This is a genomic window from Salinihabitans flavidus (assembly GCF_900110425.1).
Taxonomy (GTDB): Bacteria; Pseudomonadota; Alphaproteobacteria; order Rhodobacterales; family Rhodobacteraceae; genus Salinihabitans; species Salinihabitans flavidus.
The window spans coordinates 1-16,189 of the sequence record NZ_FODS01000039.1 but is presented as its reverse complement, the minus strand read 5'-3'; the positions used below and the strand labels follow the sequence as shown (position 1 = coordinate 16,189).

The window sequence follows — 16,189 nt, the reverse complement described above, 5'->3', positions numbered from 1 at the left end:
CCTGAACCAGCATTGGTTTGCCAGCATCGGTGAAGCCCGTGAAATCATCGAAGACTGGAGGATCTATTACAACAGGGAGCGTCCGCACAGCAGCCTGAAGTATCAGACCCCGGAGGAGTTCGCAGCCGCAAGGCCCTTCGACAAAACGCAATGGGCGCAGCCGCTTGAGCTACCTGATGGCTCCGCGCCCGCGCCCATTGCTCGCGCCGCCGAATGATGGCACACAAAAGGAGAACAGGCTCGACTTACGAGTGGCCCTGAAAAAAGGGGCAGGTCACCTCTGCCAACCGCTTCGTCAATGACCCCGCTCTTCGGATTGCCACGGAAACCTTGCTAAGGCTTGAGAGCGAGAGGTTCTTGGTTGAGGACAGAAACTGGCCGGATCTGCGGTTGAAGGAGGTAGATGGCGGTCGGGCGTCGCCTTGCCAGTGGTGTCATGGTGCCGTCGGAATCGGGCTCTCAAGGATTTCTGCCCTCAATGTGCTCGGGCGGTCGCAAGTCGCGCTAGTCGATGTTGAGAGGGCCGTTGATGCTGTTCTTTCGCGACAAATGCGCTCGGTAGATCACCTATGCTGTGGAAACTTTGGTCAAATTGAGTTCCTGAACGATGCTGCCCGTCTACTCAAGCGTGAAGACATAGAGGCCACTGCACTGAAAAGAACAGTTGCTGTGATTTCTCGTGCTAGAAACTTTGACACGTTCAGCTGGCCCGTCGGCAACGATTCTCATAATGTCAGTTTCTTCAACGGTTTATCTGGGATTGGATATTCGCTCCTGCGAAATCTGTCCGACGGTGACTTACCTTCTGTGGCAGCTATGCAGTGAATTGTCACAATTGGGGCTAAAGGTCATATTCGGTGACGTAAGTCCATTATGTTCAGGCTAGTCAAGCCATCACAGATTACGCGCGAAAGCGATCCACTTGGTCTCGTATTCAATTCAACCCATGTCTGCTTTCTAGAGGAAACGGATTGCAAACCTACCCAAGAAATCCGCCTGTTTACGCTGGCTTCCCGAGCAACGCGCCTACCGCGTGTTCTGTCTATGTTGCCATCGAAGTCGTTCGGATCGCGCGTTTGGGTTTTGGCGGGGTTCGGCGGTAGAGAACTGCAAAAGCAGAAGAAAACAGGGCCGAACCGGAACGGTCGAGGTTCGCCCAAACTGAGACTGAGGGCCTTTCTGAGCCCACACTCAGCAAGGCGGCGCGTCTACGAGGTTCGGTCGATTCCCGCAAACCCCTTTGATAACACGAAAAAATCCAGGCCCGTCAGGGCGGTGTCACTGGTTCGCAATGGGGATAATGGCGGAGCGAACGGGACCGGGATTCAACGTTCTCCACCCTAAGTCATTGTTTTCATTTATTCTAGAATTGCGTCTTGCGCTTCTCCCATCAATTGTCGCTCGGCCTGGCCGCCGAATTGGGCGTCACGAGGGAAGCGCTCTGTCGCGAGCTGTCGCAACGCCGCGCCGCGCGGTCTGTTGGTTGAGAGTCGACCGGGAAATTTGACTTCAACCATGACGCCGCCTTCTACTGCTCTCGCAGCGCAGATCGGTCGCCCGTCGATGGTTCGGAGCGGCAAGAGCGTGGTTTCGACGGGGCCCTGGTGAAGATACCAGTAACATCCGTCGCGCGGCAAAAGGCGCGCCGTCGAGACATCCTGGTAGGGGGCTGCCAAGACAGCAACCTGTTCTGAGATGATGTCGGGGTCCGTGTCCTCGGTGCCAACGGCAGCGGTGCATCCGCTTAGAATTGCCGGCAACACAAGACTGTTAATAAATTTTTGTCCCAAGTCCGGTCCTTTCGCGCAGTGGGTTTGCCGGCTTCTCTCGGGCGCCTCGAATTCGGTGCTCAACTCCTTGCGCTGACGTAATCTTCGGGCGGATGCAGGTACGCCGTCACGCCGGTTTCGACCAGCGGGTAGAGCGCGATCATATGTGCGTTGACCATCCGTACACAGCCCGAGCTCGCGCGGCCCCCAATAGAGCGCGGCTCCGGCGAGCCATGGATGCGCAGATAGGTGTCGCGATCGCCGACGAAGAGATACAAGGCCCGAGAACCAAGTGGATTGTCGGGCCCAGGTTCCATTCCGTCTTGCACGTCTGCGTATAGCTCCGGATCGCGCTCGATCATGGAGCGCGTCGGTGTCCAGTGTGGCCACCGAACCTTGCGCCGGATCGTGTAGGTACCGGGCTCGTACAGATTGCCGCGTGCGATGGCCACGCCATAGCGCATGGCCGTACGGCCTCCCTCGATGTGATAGAGGTAGCGGGCAATCGCATCCACATGGATGTTCCCCGGAACAAGGCCCGCTCGGGCCTCGACCCGTTGCGGAAGAAAACGCGGATCGAGGCCCCAGGGATTGGACGTCTCCAGGTCGAAGAAGGGCGGAGTCACTTCGGCATCCCATGCGCTTTTCTGCGCCTCACTCGGCCAGGTAGCGGCCAGAAGCGGCCCCGCGACGGGCGGAGAGAACAAGGCGGATGCGGTCACGATGAAATGGCGCCGCGTCAGGCCCTTTTTTCCAGGCGCAATCATTGTTCCGGTTCCCGCGCATCAGAGACAAGCGTTTGCAACTGGTCGGCATCCACGACACCGGGAACAAGGGCGTCGCCGATCACGAAAGATGGCGTGCCCGTGATGCCGAGGGCCTGCGCCAGGCGCATCGATGTCTGGATGTGCGCGTCGATCTCCTGTGCTTCCATGTCGCGACGCAATTGCGCGATATCGAGACCGATGTCTTCCGCAATCCGGAGGACGGAGGATTCCTCCGCGCGACCGTTCATGCCCATCATCGCCCAATGGAATTCCTCGTAGAGCCCCTGTTCGCGCGCGGCCAGCGCGGCGCGGGCGGCGAAAACCGATCCTTCGCCAAGAATGGGCCATTCACGATAGACAAGGCGCACACTTGGATCGGCCTCGAGCAGGCCCTCGATCTCGGGCTTGGCACGACGGCAATAGGGGCAATTGTAGTCGAAGAATTCCACCACCGTGACATCGCCATCCGGATTGCCCAAGACTGGCGCATTGGGGTCGCGTTCAAGCGTATCGCGTTCCCGGGCAAGCATCTCCGTTTGCGACGCCGCCTGCGCCTCGGCCTGCCGGGATTCCAGGATCGCGACGGCCTCCATGACGATCTCGGGGTTTTCGCGGATGGTTTCCAGGACCAGTTCGCGCACCCTGTCCTCGGACAGGTCCTGGGCTGCCGCCTGCAGGGGCAGCGCCAGCGAAAGTGCCACCACGATCCTTGTAGTGATTTTTCTCATGTCAGTTTCCTTCTTTCGCCAGATCGGCGGCAGTGCGTTCGGCGTGCACGGCGCTGGCGCGCTCGGGCCATGTTGACTGGATGTAGGCGAGGATGGTCCAGATCTCGCGATCCGTCAGGACATCGCCGAAGGCGGGCATGCCGCTGTCGAGCTCCACCCCTTGCAGCGCCAGGGCGTCCCGTCCACCGAGCTTCGTGTATTGAAACAGGACCCGGTCCGGGTGGTGCCACGTGTGCCCGGTTTCATCGTGAGGCGGCGCGGGCAGACGCCCATCCGCATCGGGGGTTCGCCATTCCGTCTGGCCTTCGAGGTTGGCACCGTGGCAGGCGGCGCAGTTCTGGGCATAAAGCGCCTCCCCCTGCGCGATATCCACCGTGGCCGGCATCACCGGCACGGTGGGATCGAGAGCGGCCTGCGGCGCGTCGCGCAGAGCCAACCACACGCTGGCCCCTGCAAGGCCAAGCACCACCGGCGCGGCGATCAGGATCGCTGTCTTCATGTCACGCGCACCCATGTCATCATCCCGCTTTCCGCATGGCTGAGCATGTGGCAGTGAAACAGCCAGTCGCCCGGATTGTCCGCTACGAAGCCGATCTCGCGCGTCTCTTGCGCGGCCACGAGGAGCGTGTCGCGCATCGGTCCGACGGGTCTGCCGTCGCGGATTTCGCGGAAATGCACCCCGTGCAGATGCATGGCATGGGGAAAGACGGTCTCGTTGACGATCTCAAGCCGCACTGGCTCGCCAAGGGAAAGATCGGCCAGCGGGGTCTGTGTCATCTCAGCCATGTCGTTGAAGGCCCAGAACCGTCCCCGCGCCGCGAGTTCGCGAAAGCCCAGACGCTCTCCGCCCAGCAAGGCGCTGTCCATCCGCCCCATGGCGCCTCCCGACATCACGAGCCGCAACTGTCGTGCGTCTGCCAGCGACCGGATGCCCTCGCCGGAATTGGGCGGCAGCGCCGCTGGTGCTGAGCGCGGCGTCTGCGCGGCGCTGCCCGACACGGGGAACGCCACCTGCGAGGCCGGCCGGTCGTCATTGCCGATCCGCACGAGATGGGCTGTCTCGCCCGCCTCGGCCGTCACATCGACGATCAGATCGGCGCGTTGCGCCGGGGCGAGGACGAGGACGTCCTCCAGCGGTTCGGGCGCGGCAAGCGGCATGCCGTCGAGCGCGACCGTCCAGCCCCGCAGACCTGCAAGCTGCAAGGCAAAGATCCGTGCATTCGACGCGTTGATGAGGCGCAGGCGGATTCGGCTGTGCCGCGCGACCGGGATGGACAGGTCGAACCGTCCATTGGTGGTGATCAGGTTCCCGATCCGGCCACCATGGCTCATCCTCGTGGGCTGGTCGAAACTGTCGTCGATCAGCGCCGTTTCGGGGTCGAGCAACCAGTCATCGAGAACGAGGGTCTCCTCGCGATCCAGCTCGGGCGGTTCGGCCTCTTCCACGATCAGCGGCCCGTGCAGGCCGCGGGCGACCTGCACCCAGGACCGGTTATGCGCATGGTACCAGTAGGTTCCGGCATCGGGTGCAACGAAATCGTAGTCAAAAATCTCCCCCGGCGGGACGGCCTCTTGGGTCAGGCCTGCGACACCGTCCATAGCGTTGTCGATGCGGATACCGTGCCAATGGACCGAGGTCGGCTCTGGCAGGTCGTTGACCAACCGCCGCCGCACCCGTTCGCCCTGGAGCACCCGGATCGCTGGAGCCGGCGCGCGGCCCTCGTAACCCCAGATGGACGTCGCCGGATAGCCGTCGGGAGCGAGCTGCACCGAGGCCTCCCGCGCTGTAAGGGTCGCGGGCGTGTGAGAGGTGGCAGACACCTGCCGACCGCTCACCGCCAGACCCAGAACGGCGGCGGTCTGTCCGAGGAAGGCGCGTCGTGTCGGCATGGTCAGGATCTCCAGAGAAGTGTCGGGGCGGGCGAAAATCTCGCCCGCCGCCAGTCATTCGGCATCAGTGGCCCTGACCCATCCTGAAACCACCGACCATGCCGGCCTCGCGATGGCCGGGCACGTTGCAGGCGAACCCGATCTCGCCGCCTTCGGGGAAAGTCCAGATGACCTCGCCTGTATCGCCCGGCTCCAGCAGGGCGCTGTTGGCATCGTCATGCATCATGCCGCCTTCTATCATCTTGTCATGGTTGAGGCTGCTTGCGGTCATCATGCCTTCGCGCATCATGGTCTGCATTTCACCAAGGTGGCCATTCCAGGTTTCGCTCGTCCCGATGTTGAATTCGTGGACAACGCGGCCAACGTTCACCACTTCGAAGCGGATCGTCTCTCCGGGTTCGACCTCGATGGTTGCGGGGCTGTATTTCATCTGGTCCATTTCGACCTTGATGGTGCGGTTTACCTGTGCCGGTTCGCCGGGCTCGCCGATACTGCTGTCGTGTCCGGGGCCGGCGACCGCAATGGAACCGGTGGTGAGGCCGACTGCGAGGGCCGTGCCGGTCATAAGTGTCTTGATCATTCTGATATCTCTCATGTCTGGAAGTCGTTCGGTCTATTCGATTGCAACAGGGCACGAACGCGCGGAGGTGGAAGATCGACGGGTGCATTTCTCCCGCGTATTCTCGTTTTCGCGAGCGTCTGGCGCGCGACCTGGTAGCCGGCTGCCCCGAATGGCGGCCGGGCAATGAGAATGGCGGCCGGGGAACACGTCGGGTCGGGGTGGCAGGAGCGGTCGACAGCGCCATCGTGCGCCGCGTGCCCGGCAATCGCACCGTGGTTGTCCGCGACCACGGCAATCTCTGGGTGAGAATCGTGCGCGTCGGCAAAGGCGGGTGTCGTCGCGGCGAGGACCGCGAGCGCGATCATGAGCATCGCCGCAAGACCGCCGCGCGCGGCGAGAACGGACAGCACCCGCATCAATTGATCCCGTTCTCGCGCTGCACCTCACGGACATAGCGCACGATATACTGAACGTCGGCGCGGGTCAGACCCTCGACCGGGGGCATGTTGCCGAAGGGCCAGTGATGCGCGCGCACGCCGTTCCGGACCGCGATCTGAAAGGCTTCATCGGAATGATGACCCGGCTCGTATGTGCGGTGGATCAGAGGCGGCGCGACGCCATTCTGACCGACCGCGTTCGCCCCATGGCATTCAGCGCATTTCGCCTCGAACGCGCGCTTGCCGATTGTCGCCTCGGGCGACAACTGCGCGGGAAGTCGAACCTCGACGATCGGCGCGCCCTGTGCCGGCTCGTCCATCGACGTTGGGTCCTGGTGGACAATAGCATCCCCCGGTTGCATGAATTGCCAGATCGCCAAGCCAAGCCCGGCAACAAGTACGACTCCGACCAGACGCCCGCGTTTGTCCATGTCCCTTGCTCCGTTCCTGCCTTTGATCGGCTCGGCTCCGAAGCGCTCTCCGACCGGACTGCAACGCTTCTAGATCGCTCACCAATTCAAACCCTTACTACTGACTCGCGTCTGCCTTGCCACCTGATAAGCCCGTGTTTTTTGTATCCGAATGTATCCTTGACCTATGCGCGGCAGAGGCACCTATCGCTCGGTTGGTTGGGCCAGACGGTGAGAAAGCTGAACGGGAAACACAAAACCGTCTTTTTGGGCGGAACAGGCATGAATCTCGACATGCTGGCCTGTTGTGCCGCGATGCTTGTCCCGCTTGACGCCTTTCTTGCAGCGGGCAGTCCGCTCTGCGGACTTGCAAGCAATCCTAAGGTGAAGGCTCTGTCGTGAGCGGCAGACGCAACCAGCTCGGTCGACGCCCACCGCTGGAAAACCTCGGAAGGGCTATTTTTCCAGCACCTTGCGCCGGCGGTCGAACTCTTCCTCGTCGATCTCGCCCGCGGCAAAGCGTTCGCGCAGGATCTCGAGCGCATCGCGCTTTCCGCGATTGCCGCCGCCCTGATTGTCGGTGAACCATTTCACGGCAAAAACGATCAGGGCGATGACGACACCCCAGAACAGGATCATCATAAGTCCGCCGAACATGCCGTATCCGCCACCCCACATCATGTGACCATATCCTTCCTGCCAGTTGTCCCCGGGACTCGCGGCGGCCAGTGTCGGCGCCGCAAGACCGATGATTGTCCAGTTTGCCGTTCGTCTCACTTCAGGTCTCCTTCTGCTTTGTCTGGTCGTTGTTTGGTGCGTCCTCCGCGAGCGGGATGAAGATCGACGCCTTCAGACCGCCTTCGGCACGGTTTTCGAGCCGGATGTCGCCGCCGTGTCCGCGCACGATCGCCCGCGCGATGGCAAGGCCCAGCCCGTGCCCCCCGGTTTCGAGCGACCGGGAGGCTTCCAGCCGGTGAAACGGCGCGAAGACTTCCTCGAGTTCGTCCTCGGGGATTCCGGGGCCATGATCGGTGATCTCGATCACCAGATCGTCGCCCGCACGGTGCCAGCCGACCGTCGCGCTGCCCCCGTAGCGGGAGGCGTTCTCGACCAGGTTGCGAAGGGCCCTGCGAAGGGCGAGTGGGCGAATGCGCACCGTCATCGCCGGGCCACCGGTCAGCTTGAACGGTGTGGCCTTGTCACCTGCCATTGCACCGAGCCAGTCGGACACGTCGACGACCTCCGAGGGTTCGTGGCCCGCCAGTCCTTCGGCGAAAGTTAGCGTGGCCTCGGCCATGGCCTGCATCTCGTCGATGGAGGCGATCAGGCTCTCGCGGGTCTCCGCGTCCTCGACGAGTTCGGCATCAAACCGCATTGCCGTGAGAGGTGAGCGCAAATCATGGCTAACGGCGGCGAGAATGCGGGTGCGATCCGAGACAAAGCGCGTCAGCCGTTGCTGCATCCGGTTGAACGCGCGGGTGAGGTCCCGCACCTCTGCGGGGCCGGAGACCGGTAGCGGCTCACCCGCGTCGCCGCGCCCCAGGTCCTCGGCGGCGCGCGACAAATCTCGCAGGGGCCCCGTCAGGCGGGTCATCACGAACCAGAACACCGCGACGAGGATCAACCCGGCCGTCAGCCCGAAAGCGAGGAAGGAGGATAGCGGCCATTGCAATGGCGGTCGTTCGAACCGCGTATCGACGTTCAGCCATTGGCCTCCGGACAGCGCGATGGACAGGGTCATCTCGACCGCCTGCATCCGGCCACGCATCATTTCCTGATGCATCCGGGCCATTTGCGGGGACAGGTTCGGAATCGGATGGAGTGGGACGGCGGTTTCCCTGAGGTTGACACGGATGTCGCGACTAAAGCCGTCACCGAGCAAGGCCCGGACGCGCGTTTCGAAATAGGCTGCGTGATGATGGTCGGGCGCGTTGACGCTCGGGACGGGCGCAAGGTCGAACCGCACGAGCGGCGAATTCGCCGCCCGCACGATAGACGCGGAAAGGTCGGACGGCGCTTCTTCCAGCAGGCGCACGACGTTGGCGGCGCGCCCCGCCGCCTCGAAGCCCAGGGCGGCGCGGACGGCCAGGCTGCGCTCGTCCGCGAAGAGCCACAGGCTCACCGCCTGCGCGATGGCCAGTGCCCCGAGAATGAGGATAACGAGCTGCGCGCGCAGGCTTCCTGTCCGCGGCCGGGTCACGCGATCACCTCGACATCCGCGTTCAGACTGTAGCCGTGGCTTCGAACGGTGGTGATTAGCGTCGGGCGCAACGGATCCGCCTCGATCTTGCGCCGCAGCCGGCTGATCTGGTTGTCGATCGTGCGGTCGAGCGGGCCTGCCGGCCGCCCCGCCGTGAGATCGAGAAGCTGCTCGCGGCTCAGAACCATGCGCGGACGCGCCAGAAGGACAGTCAACAGCCGAAAATCTGCCGTCGTCAGTTGCACGCGATTGCCGTCCCGGTCGGTTAGGACATGGGAATCGGTATCGAGCGTCAGCCCGCCGAACCGCAGGAGGCGACCTGAAAGCGTGCCGGCCTCGCTCCTCTCCTCGGGTGCGCGGCGCAGGACCGCCTTGATCCGTGCGAGAAGCTCGCGGGGGTTGAATGGTTTCGGCAGGTAGTCGTCTGCGCCGATCTCGAGACCCACGATCCGGTCCTGATCCTGCCCGAGCGCCGTGAGCATGATGATGGGAAGCCTTTTCTCGGCCGATAGGCGCTTGCAGATCGAAAGCCCGTCCTCGCCCGGCATCATGACGTCGAGCACCATCAGGTCGAAGTGACCCTTCCCGAGCTTCTCGTCCATGTCCCGGGCATCCTTCGCCGCCGTCGCCCGCATGCCATTGCGTTCCAGGAAACGCGTGACCGAGTCCCGTATCTGGCGGTGATCGTCGACGATCAGGATATGCGGCAAACTGCTCATCCTTATCATTTGGCAGGGTGGCGACGCAGGGTCAGCACCGCGATTGTAACGCTTTGTATCAGGCACCCGCGTTGCGACGAACGGATACAACATCGGAAATGACGCAGGCTTGGCGTTCCTTATTGTTTTCCCATGTCAGTGATGTGCTTCACACGAGAAAGGATACAGTCATGAAAACGAGAGCGAAACTCGCGGTGGCGACCGCCATTCTGATGTCTATGGGCGGGGCCGCGCTGGCCGCGGGCGATCATGGGCATGGCGGTCAGGGCGCGCCGGGAGCGCAAGGTCCCGGCGCCGTCAACCATGACATGATGCAGACGATGATGCGGATGCACGCCCAGATGATGGGGGGCAGCGGTCCCTTGGGCGGCATGGCCATGATGGGCGCCGGTGGCCCCATGTCGGGCATGGGCCAGGGCATGGGCATGATGGGCGGCGGAGCGTCGCTGATGGGCATGGGAATGGAGCGATTCGACGCGGATGGCGATGGCACGGTGACATCGCAGGAGGCCCACGAAGGACTGCAGGCCCTGCTGGCGGAATATGACGCCGATGGCGACGAAGCCCTGTCGCTCGCCGAATTCGAGACCCTCCACAGCGCGCTCATTCGCGAAACCATGGTAGACCGCTTCCAGTTCCTCGACGATGATGGCGACGGCGCGGTGACGGTAAAAGAGATCGTCAAGCCGGCTGACGTGATGGAGCGCATTGAGACGATGCGCAACGGAATGATGCCCGGAGCGAACCGCGGCATTATGGGTAACGGCGGTATGATGGGGGCACCCGGCCAGGGTCGGATGGGCAACGACTGAGCCCGCCTTATCGCAACCCCTTGCCCGGTTCCGCATCCTGCGGGGTCGGGCCGAACTCATGAAAGGACAGACAGAATGGCATATACGCACGACCGCATAATGGCAGACACCGGCATCGACGACGCCGAGGCCCGGGTGCGCGCGGCGCTGACGGAGGCAGGCTTCGGCGTTCTGACCGAGATCGACGTCAAGGCGACGATGAAGAAGAAGATCGACAAGGACATGGATGGCTACAAGATCCTCGGTGCCTGTAATCCGGACATGGCCTGGGAGGCCATCGGCCTGGCGCCGAGGATCGGTGCGATGCTGCCCTGCAACGTGATACTGCGCTCCGTCGAAGGCGGCACCGAGGTGAGTGCCATCGATCCAGTCGCATCGATGCAGGCGGTGGATAATGCCGAGCTGCACAAGGTCGCCGGGCAGGTCCGCGACATGCTGGTCCGTGCCGTGGATGCAGCCTGAAGGAGGTGCGCGATGAAACCGGTTCCGGGTCGGCGCGTCTTCGTTCTGGGGCTGGCGGCCTCGCCGATCGTCCTCGCCAGTTCTCCGCTCCAGGCGCAGTCTCGAACCATCTGGTCGGCCGGCGAAGCCCATGACGCCCTTCTTGCAGACCGTGCCCGCGTGATCGACATCCGGTCGCGCCAGGAATGGCTGGAAACCGGCGTCGGCGCCGGAATCTGGCCGATCAGCATGCACGAGGACCGTTTCCCCGATCGCCTGTTCGCGGCGAAGGTGCTCGCCGGCTCCCGTGGCGTCGGCCTGATCTGCGCGACTGGGGGGCGTTCGGCGGCCGTGCTTCGTGCGCTCCGGCATGCTGGCTACGAGGGCTACGTGGACATTTCCGAGGGAATGCTCGGATCTCGCCGCGGCCCGGGCTGGCTTGCCGCGGGGCTGCCCGTAGTTCCGCTAGGCGCCGCGCTTGCCTCCATGCCGGAGGAACTCCACTGAGATGCCCGAAGGCAGCTACAGAACAGCGTCACGTTTCCGGTTTGCCGGAAAGGTCACCGCCGGGATCGCAAGCCTTTTGCTGGTTCTGGGCCTTCTTGCCTGGGCCGCAGGATGGTGGTCGTTCGACCTGGACCGAGCCGCGATCGAGGCTTTGGTAGCAAAAGCCGGGCCGTGGGGGCCGCTTGCGGTGGTCGCGCTGATGACGGCGGCCCTCGTCGCGAGCCCCGTTCCGAGCGCTCCCATCGCTTTGGCCTCAGGTGCGGCCTACGGCCACTATGCCGGCACCGTTTATGTCGCCCTGGGAGCCGAGATTGGCGCGCTTGTCGCCTTCCTCATAGCCCGCGGGCTGGGGCGCGGGCCTGTCGAGCGCCTTCTTGGCGACAAGGCCGATTACGGCCTGCTTGGCTCCCAGAACGCGCTGACGCTCACGGTTTTCGTGAGCCGCCTTCTGCCCTTCGTCTCTTTCGACGCGATGAGCTATGCCGCAGGTCTCAGCCGACTCCACTTCTGGCGGTTCGCTCTTGCGACGATGGCCGGCATCCTGCCCGCGAGCTTCGTGCTCGCGCATTTCGGCAGCGCGGTGTCGGAGGGCGCGTTCAGCGGCGCGGAATGGATCGCGCTCGGGCTGGGACTGATAACCGGCCTTCCTCTCCTGCTCCTTGCGCTTCGGCGCGGTGCTGCTTCGAAAAAGAACAACCAGAACAAGAGCGCAATGGAGCCCGGTCGAACAAGAGTTTCGAGGACAAGAAGAACAGCCTTAGCCTGCCCCACGCGACGGCGATCGGACCGGGCCGGATGATCGGCGCCGGTGAGAATTGGGCGATCGGCCCATTGCACCTTGACCTTCCAACCTCTGGAATCCCGACATTGATACTCTGTGCCTGAAAAGAGATACCCTATGTCCGACCACGCCCATCACCACCACAGCGCGCCCGAACCTGGCGCAAAGACCGCGACGGACCCCGTCTGCGGCATGCAGGTCGAGAGGCGAGAGGACGCGCGAACGCGCGACTATGGCGGCGAGACCTTCTACTTCTGTTCGGATGGCTGCCGGGAAAAGTTCGAGGCCGATCCGTACTTCTACGCCTCGGGCAACGCCGAAATGACCAGCAAGCAGTCCCCACCCGGCACGCAATATACCTGCCCGATGCACCCCGAGGTCGTCCGCGACGAACCCGGAAGCTGTCCGATCTGCGGCATGGCGCTGGAACCGATGACGCCATCGGACGAGCCGAACGAGGAACTGACGGATTTCACCCGGCGCATGTGGGTCAGCGCGGCCGCGGCCGTTCCGCTGATGATCATCACCATGGGCGAACTGGTTGGACTTCCGGTGCGCGCCTGGCTTGGCCATCAACTCTCGGTCTATGTCGAATTCGTCCTCGCCACGCCAATCATTCTCTGGGCAGCGCAACCGTTCTTCAAGCGTGGCTGGGAGTCGATCCGCAACGTCTCTCCCAACATGTGGACGCTGATCTCGCTCGGTGTGGGGGCGGCGTATCTCTATTCGCTGTTCGCAACGTTCGCACCCGGCGTGTTCCCGGACCAATACCGCATGGGCGACGGCGTCGGCACCTACTACGAGGCCGCGGTCGTCATCATTGCGCTGGTCTTCGTGGGCCAGGTGCTGGAACTGCGCGCGCGCGAACGCACCGGCGACGCGATCCGCGCGCTGATGGACCTTGCGCCCAAGACGGCACGGCGCATCCTGCCCGACGGGACGGAATACGACGCGCCGCTGGAAAACATCGTGGAGGGCGACATGCTGCGCGTGCGCCCCGGCGACAGCGTCCCGATCGACGGCGAGGTGGTCGAAGGCCGATCCTCGGTGGACGAGAGCATGATCACGGGCGAGCCGGTGCCGATCGAAAAGACCGAGGGCGACCGCGTCACCGGCGGCACGATCAACAAAAATGGCACCCTCGCCATCCGCACGACGCAGGTCGGCGCCGACACGGTTCTGGCGCAAATCGTCGAGATGGTGGCGGGCGCACGCCGCTCGCGCGCGCCAATCCAGGGGCTGGCGGACCGGGTCGCGTCGGTCTTCGTGCCGGCGGTGGTCGCGGTGGCGATCATCGCGTTCTTCACCTGGCTTCTTGTCGGCCCGGACCCGGCGCTGGCCTACGCCATCGCCGCGGCCGTGTCCGTTCTGATCATCGCTTGCCCCTGTGCCCTGGGTCTCGCCACGCCGATCTCGATCACCACCGCCGCAGGGCGGGGCGCGCAAGCCGGCGTGCTGATCAAGGACGCCGAGGCGCTGGAGCGCATGGCGCGCGTTGATACCGTGATCGTGGACAAGACCGGTACGCTGACGGAAGGCAAACCAAAGCTGACCGATGTCGTGGCGCGAGACGGGTTCGAAGAGGACCAGGTCCTGTCCCTCGCCGCCGCGCTGGAACGCGGATCGGAGCATCCGTTGGCCGAGGCGATCATCGAGGGCGCACGCGCCCGGGATCTCGAACCGGGCCGCGCCGAAGAGTTCGATGCCGTCACCGGCAAGGGCGTGCGCGGCGTGGTCGATGGGCGCAGGGTCGCGCTCGGCAATCACGCGATGATGAAGGAACTTGGCATTGCAGCAGACCCCTCCGACGAGACGGCCGACACACTGCGAGCCAAAGGCAAGACGGCGATGTACGTGGCCATCGAAGGGACCATCGCCGGGATCGTCGCCGTGGCCGACCCGATCAAGGACAGCACCGCGGACGCAATCCGCGACCTGCACGCGCTTGGCCTGACCATCATCATGGCGACTGGCGACAACCAGCGGACGGCCGAGGCCGTTGCGCGGCAACTGGGCATCGACGAGGTGCGCGCCGGCGTTCTGCCCGAGGACAAGCAGAAGCTGGTCGAGGAGTTACACGCGAAGGGCGCGTCGGTGGCGATGGCCGGCGATGGCGTGAACGATGCCCCGGCGCTGGCGGCGGCGGATGTGGGCATCGCCATGAGCACGGGCGCCGACGTCGCCGTGGAAAGCGCCGGCATCACGCTGATGCGCGGCGACCTGGTGGGCCTGGTGCGGGCGCGCAAGCTGGCCGTGGCGACGCTGCGCAACATCCGCCAGAACCTGTTCTTCGCCTTCGCCTATAACGCGGCGGGTGTGCCGATCGCGGCAGGCATCCTCTATCCGGTCATCGGCCTCCTGCTGTCACCGATGATTGCGGCGGCGGCGATGAGCCTGTCGTCGGTCTCCGTCATTTCGAACGCGCTGCGGCTGCGGCGCGTGAAGCTCTGAGCGAAAGGACGCCGCCATGGCCAGTGCACATCACGGACACATGCCGTCGAGCGGGCGCGGGATGGCAATCTCCGCCTGGCTGACAGGGGTCTATTTCGTCATCGAGATGGGCATCGGCCTCTGGACAGGGTCGATCGCGGTGATTTCGGACGCGTTCCACACCTTCTCCGCCGTTGGCGGCGTGCTGCTGGCGATCATCGCTGCACGCCTGGCCCGGCGCCCCGCCGATGCGGATCGCAGCTTCGGCTGGTATCGGGCCGAGATCATCGGTGCGCTGGTCAATGGCGGCTTCCTGCTTGCCATGGCGCTGGTCGTGATCGTGATGGCGGCCATGCGCCTGTCGGACCCGATCGACCTGCCCACCGGCCCGATGCTGCTGGCCGCCGCCGGCGGGTTGATGACCGAGGTCATATCGCTGGGGCTGATCTGGAAGCAAAGCAAGAGCGACCTCAACGTGAAAGGGGCGCTCTGGCACATAATCCAGACCTTCGTCGGCAGCCTTCTGATCATCGTGACCGCATTGGTGATCAAGTTCACGGGCTTCCTGCTCATCGACCCGATCCTCGGCATGGCGTTCGGCTTCGTGCTGATCTGGGCAAGCTGGGGAATCCTGCGCGACTCGATCCACCTGCTGATGGAAGGCACGCCGGACGATATCAGCCTCGATGACGTCACGCGGGCGCTTGAGGACCTCGACGGCGTGGCGGATGCCCATCACGTCCATGCATGGGCGCTGACCAGCGGCAAATACGTCTTTTCGGCTCATCTGCGCGTTCAGGATCATCACGACCCGCAAGAACTGCTGAAGAGAGCCCATGCCATGCTGCGTGATCACTTCGGGTTCTTCTTCGTGACTTTGCAGATGGAGTATCGCTGCCTCGACGAAAGCGGCGCCGAGGCGATCGATATCACCCGTGGCGGTGGGGATCGCTGATGCCGGTCGTCCTGCTGCTTGCCCTGATCACTGTCTCGGAGGCCACGATCGGCGTCTTCGTCAAGCTGACCGGGGATGTGATCCCGATCCAGACGCTGAACTTCTACGCGCTCATCTTTGCCGCCGCCTTCCTTGCACTGGCCATCCCGCAGACCACCGGACGACCTCTGCGGTTTCCCCGTGGCAACGTAAAGGACACGGTCATTATCGGGGCGCTCATCGCCGCCCAGATCAGCGTCTTCAACTATGCGATGACACTCGTGCCGATCGCCAACGCCGTCGTGTTCTGGAGCGTGGCGCCGTTCTTCGTCTTCATCTTCTCGGCTATATTCCTCGGCGAGCCAGCGAAGAAAAGCTACGTCCTGATCTTCGGGGTGGCGCTGGTGGGCGTCGTGCTGGCAAGGCCGCTCGGGGACGGCGACTGGTTTGTCCGTCGTCATATAAAATGGGACATCAGAGTGGCTTGAACATTGGAGGCTCTGGTTCGGTTGTGTGATTGATTATGCTGCTTGTTTTTGATGTTGCAAGCGGCGCTGTCGGATCGTCAGGTTCTTGATCTTCTCCCTTTCTCTCAGAATGGCCTTGTCCCGGCCAAAGTAGACGTCAGCGGGTGTGACGTTTTTCAGGCTCTCGTGGTAGCGCTGGTTATTGTAGTAGTCGACGAAGTCCCCGATCTGTCGCTCGAGATGACCGGGCAGGTAGTAATTCTCCAGCAGAACACGATTCTTCATGGTCTGATGCCATCGCTCTATTTTGCCCTGGGTTTGCGGGTGGAATGGCG

Annotated in this window: 19 protein-coding genes and 2 pseudogenes; 9 read left to right on the top strand and 12 right to left on the bottom strand. The window is 63.5% G+C overall.

Features of this window, described 5'->3' with window-relative positions:
- Positions 1-217, top strand: a 217-nt coding sequence (locus BMW66_RS18430; RefSeq protein WP_139196259.1) for an integrase core domain-containing protein, incomplete at its 5' end; no start/stop codon positions are given.
- 77 nt (positions 218-294) lie between these two features.
- Positions 295-825: pseudogene (locus BMW66_RS18425) on the top strand (lanthionine synthetase LanC family protein); the annotation flags it as partial.
- A gap of 710 nt (positions 826-1,535) precedes the next feature.
- Here the strand turns inward: BMW66_RS18425 and BMW66_RS18420 are convergent.
- The 11 genes and pseudogenes from BMW66_RS18420 to BMW66_RS18370 all read right to left on the bottom strand — a co-directional run.
- Positions 1,536-1,790, bottom strand: a pseudogene (locus BMW66_RS18420) (RNA-binding protein); the annotation flags it as partial.
- Between the two features lie 59 nt (positions 1,791-1,849).
- A complete protein-coding gene (locus BMW66_RS18415) occupies positions 1,850-2,536 on the bottom strand; it encodes a L,D-transpeptidase (protein WP_093120579.1) in 687 nt (228 codons plus the stop codon).
- Complete coding sequence (locus BMW66_RS18410) at positions 2,533-3,264, bottom strand: DsbA family protein (RefSeq protein WP_093120577.1); 732 nt, start codon at positions 3,262-3,264, stop codon at positions 2,533-2,535. The genes BMW66_RS18415 and BMW66_RS18410 overlap by 4 nt, the downstream gene beginning before the upstream one ends.
- 1 nt (position 3,265) lies before the next feature.
- Positions 3,266-3,763: a c-type cytochrome gene (locus BMW66_RS18405; protein WP_217639339.1), complete on the bottom strand. Its 498-nt coding sequence runs from the start codon at positions 3,761-3,763 to the stop codon at positions 3,266-3,268.
- Positions 3,760-5,154, bottom strand: coding sequence for a multicopper oxidase family protein (locus BMW66_RS18400; RefSeq protein ID WP_093120575.1), 1,395 nt, complete (start codon positions 5,152-5,154; stop codon positions 3,760-3,762). The genes BMW66_RS18405 and BMW66_RS18400 overlap by 4 nt, the downstream gene beginning before the upstream one ends.
- Positions 5,155-5,218: 64 nt before the next feature.
- Positions 5,219-5,734: a cupredoxin domain-containing protein gene (locus BMW66_RS18395; RefSeq protein ID WP_175483315.1), complete on the bottom strand. Its 516-nt coding sequence runs from the start codon at positions 5,732-5,734 to the stop codon at positions 5,219-5,221.
- 11 nt (positions 5,735-5,745) lie between these two features.
- Positions 5,746-6,132, bottom strand: coding sequence for a hypothetical protein (locus BMW66_RS18390; RefSeq protein WP_093120573.1), 387 nt, complete (start codon positions 6,130-6,132; stop codon positions 5,746-5,748).
- Complete coding sequence (locus BMW66_RS18385; RefSeq protein ID WP_093120571.1) at positions 6,132-6,584, bottom strand: c-type cytochrome; 453 nt, start codon at positions 6,582-6,584, stop codon at positions 6,132-6,134. The genes BMW66_RS18390 and BMW66_RS18385 overlap by 1 nt, the downstream gene beginning before the upstream one ends.
- A gap of 435 nt (positions 6,585-7,019) precedes the next feature.
- Positions 7,020-7,340 (bottom strand): SHOCT domain-containing protein, encoded by a 321-nt coding sequence (locus BMW66_RS18380; RefSeq protein ID WP_245729549.1) that lies wholly within the window; start codon positions 7,338-7,340, stop codon positions 7,020-7,022.
- Between the two features lies 1 nt (position 7,341).
- A complete protein-coding gene (locus tag BMW66_RS18375) occupies positions 7,342-8,763 on the bottom strand; it encodes an ATP-binding protein (RefSeq protein WP_093120569.1) in 1,422 nt (473 codons plus the stop codon).
- Positions 8,760-9,482 (bottom strand): response regulator, encoded by a 723-nt coding sequence (locus tag BMW66_RS18370; protein WP_093120567.1) that lies wholly within the window; start codon positions 9,480-9,482, stop codon positions 8,760-8,762. The genes BMW66_RS18375 and BMW66_RS18370 overlap by 4 nt, the downstream gene beginning before the upstream one ends.
- Before the next feature lie 170 nt (positions 9,483-9,652).
- Here BMW66_RS18370 and BMW66_RS18365 point away from each other — a divergent pair, with 170 nt between their 5' ends.
- The 7 genes from BMW66_RS18365 to BMW66_RS18335 all read left to right on the top strand — a co-directional run bounded on the left by BMW66_RS18365 (position 9,653) and on the right by BMW66_RS18335 (position 15,875).
- The gene (locus BMW66_RS18365) at positions 9,653-10,294 is read left to right on the top strand and encodes an EF-hand domain-containing protein (protein ID WP_245729548.1); all 642 of its coding nucleotides are present in this window, start codon (positions 9,653-9,655) and stop codon (positions 10,292-10,294) included.
- A gap of 75 nt (positions 10,295-10,369) precedes the next feature.
- A complete protein-coding gene (locus BMW66_RS18360; protein ID WP_093120566.1) occupies positions 10,370-10,756 on the top strand; it encodes a DUF302 domain-containing protein in 387 nt (128 codons plus the stop codon).
- 12 nt (positions 10,757-10,768) lie between these two features.
- On the top strand, positions 10,769-11,242 hold the full coding sequence (locus BMW66_RS18355; RefSeq protein WP_093120564.1) for a rhodanese-like domain-containing protein: 474 nt from the start codon (positions 10,769-10,771) through the stop codon (positions 11,240-11,242).
- Between the two features lies 1 nt (position 11,243).
- A complete protein-coding gene (locus tag BMW66_RS18350; protein ID WP_093120563.1) occupies positions 11,244-12,041 on the top strand; it encodes a TVP38/TMEM64 family protein in 798 nt (265 codons plus the stop codon).
- A 99-nt stretch (positions 12,042-12,140) separates the two neighbouring features.
- Positions 12,141-14,474 (top strand): heavy metal translocating P-type ATPase, encoded by a 2,334-nt coding sequence (locus BMW66_RS18345; RefSeq protein WP_093120562.1) that lies wholly within the window; start codon positions 12,141-12,143, stop codon positions 14,472-14,474.
- A gap of 16 nt (positions 14,475-14,490) precedes the next feature.
- The gene (locus tag BMW66_RS18340; RefSeq protein ID WP_093120560.1) at positions 14,491-15,408 is read left to right on the top strand and encodes a cation diffusion facilitator family transporter; all 918 of its coding nucleotides are present in this window, start codon (positions 14,491-14,493) and stop codon (positions 15,406-15,408) included.
- Positions 15,408-15,875, top strand: a complete 468-nt coding sequence (locus BMW66_RS18335; RefSeq protein ID WP_093120558.1) for a DMT family transporter — start codon at positions 15,408-15,410, stop codon at positions 15,873-15,875. Before BMW66_RS18340 ends, BMW66_RS18335 begins: the two co-directional genes overlap by 1 nt.
- A gap of 33 nt (positions 15,876-15,908) precedes the next feature.
- On the opposite strand, the gene BMW66_RS18330 is transcribed toward BMW66_RS18335, so the two are convergent.
- The coding region (locus tag BMW66_RS18330; protein ID WP_139196255.1) for an integrase core domain-containing protein at positions 15,909-16,189 on the bottom strand (281 nt) is incomplete at its 5' end.

Bases quoted from the DNA above. Each gene is read 5' to 3' on its own strand.
- BMW66_RS18405 (WP_217639339.1), bottom strand. From the start codon at position 3,763: ATGAAGACAGCGATCCTGATCGCCGCGCCGGTGGTGCTTGGCCTTGCA.
- BMW66_RS18410 (WP_093120577.1), bottom strand. From the start codon at position 3,264: ATGAGAAAAATCACTACAAGGATCGTGGTGGCACTTTCGCTGGCGCTG.
- BMW66_RS18400 (WP_093120575.1), bottom strand. From the start codon at position 5,154: ATGCCGACACGACGCGCCTTCCTCGGACAGACCGCCGCCGTTCTGGGT.
- BMW66_RS18335 (WP_093120558.1), top strand. From the start codon at position 15,408: ATGCCGGTCGTCCTGCTGCTTGCCCTGATCACTGTCTCGGAGGCCACG.
- BMW66_RS18370 (WP_093120567.1), bottom strand. From the start codon at position 9,482: ATGAGCAGTTTGCCGCATATCCTGATCGTCGACGATCACCGCCAGATA.
- BMW66_RS18365 (WP_245729548.1), top strand. From the start codon at position 9,653: ATGAAAACGAGAGCGAAACTCGCGGTGGCGACCGCCATTCTGATGTCT.
- BMW66_RS18340 (WP_093120560.1), top strand. From the start codon at position 14,491: ATGGCCAGTGCACATCACGGACACATGCCGTCGAGCGGGCGCGGGATG.
- BMW66_RS18360 (WP_093120566.1), top strand. From the start codon at position 10,370: ATGGCATATACGCACGACCGCATAATGGCAGACACCGGCATCGACGAC.
- BMW66_RS18345 (WP_093120562.1), top strand. From the start codon at position 12,141: ATGTCCGACCACGCCCATCACCACCACAGCGCGCCCGAACCTGGCGCA.
- BMW66_RS18355 (WP_093120564.1), top strand. From the start codon at position 10,769: ATGAAACCGGTTCCGGGTCGGCGCGTCTTCGTTCTGGGGCTGGCGGCC.
- BMW66_RS18395 (WP_175483315.1), bottom strand. From the start codon at position 5,734: ATGATCAAGACACTTATGACCGGCACGGCCCTCGCAGTCGGCCTCACC.
- BMW66_RS18385 (WP_093120571.1), bottom strand. From the start codon at position 6,584: ATGGACAAACGCGGGCGTCTGGTCGGAGTCGTACTTGTTGCCGGGCTT.
- BMW66_RS18415 (WP_093120579.1), bottom strand. From the start codon at position 2,536: ATGATTGCGCCTGGAAAAAAGGGCCTGACGCGGCGCCATTTCATCGTG.
- BMW66_RS18350 (WP_093120563.1), top strand. From the start codon at position 11,244: ATGCCCGAAGGCAGCTACAGAACAGCGTCACGTTTCCGGTTTGCCGGA.
- BMW66_RS18390 (WP_093120573.1), bottom strand. From the start codon at position 6,132: ATGCGGGTGCTGTCCGTTCTCGCCGCGCGCGGCGGTCTTGCGGCGATG.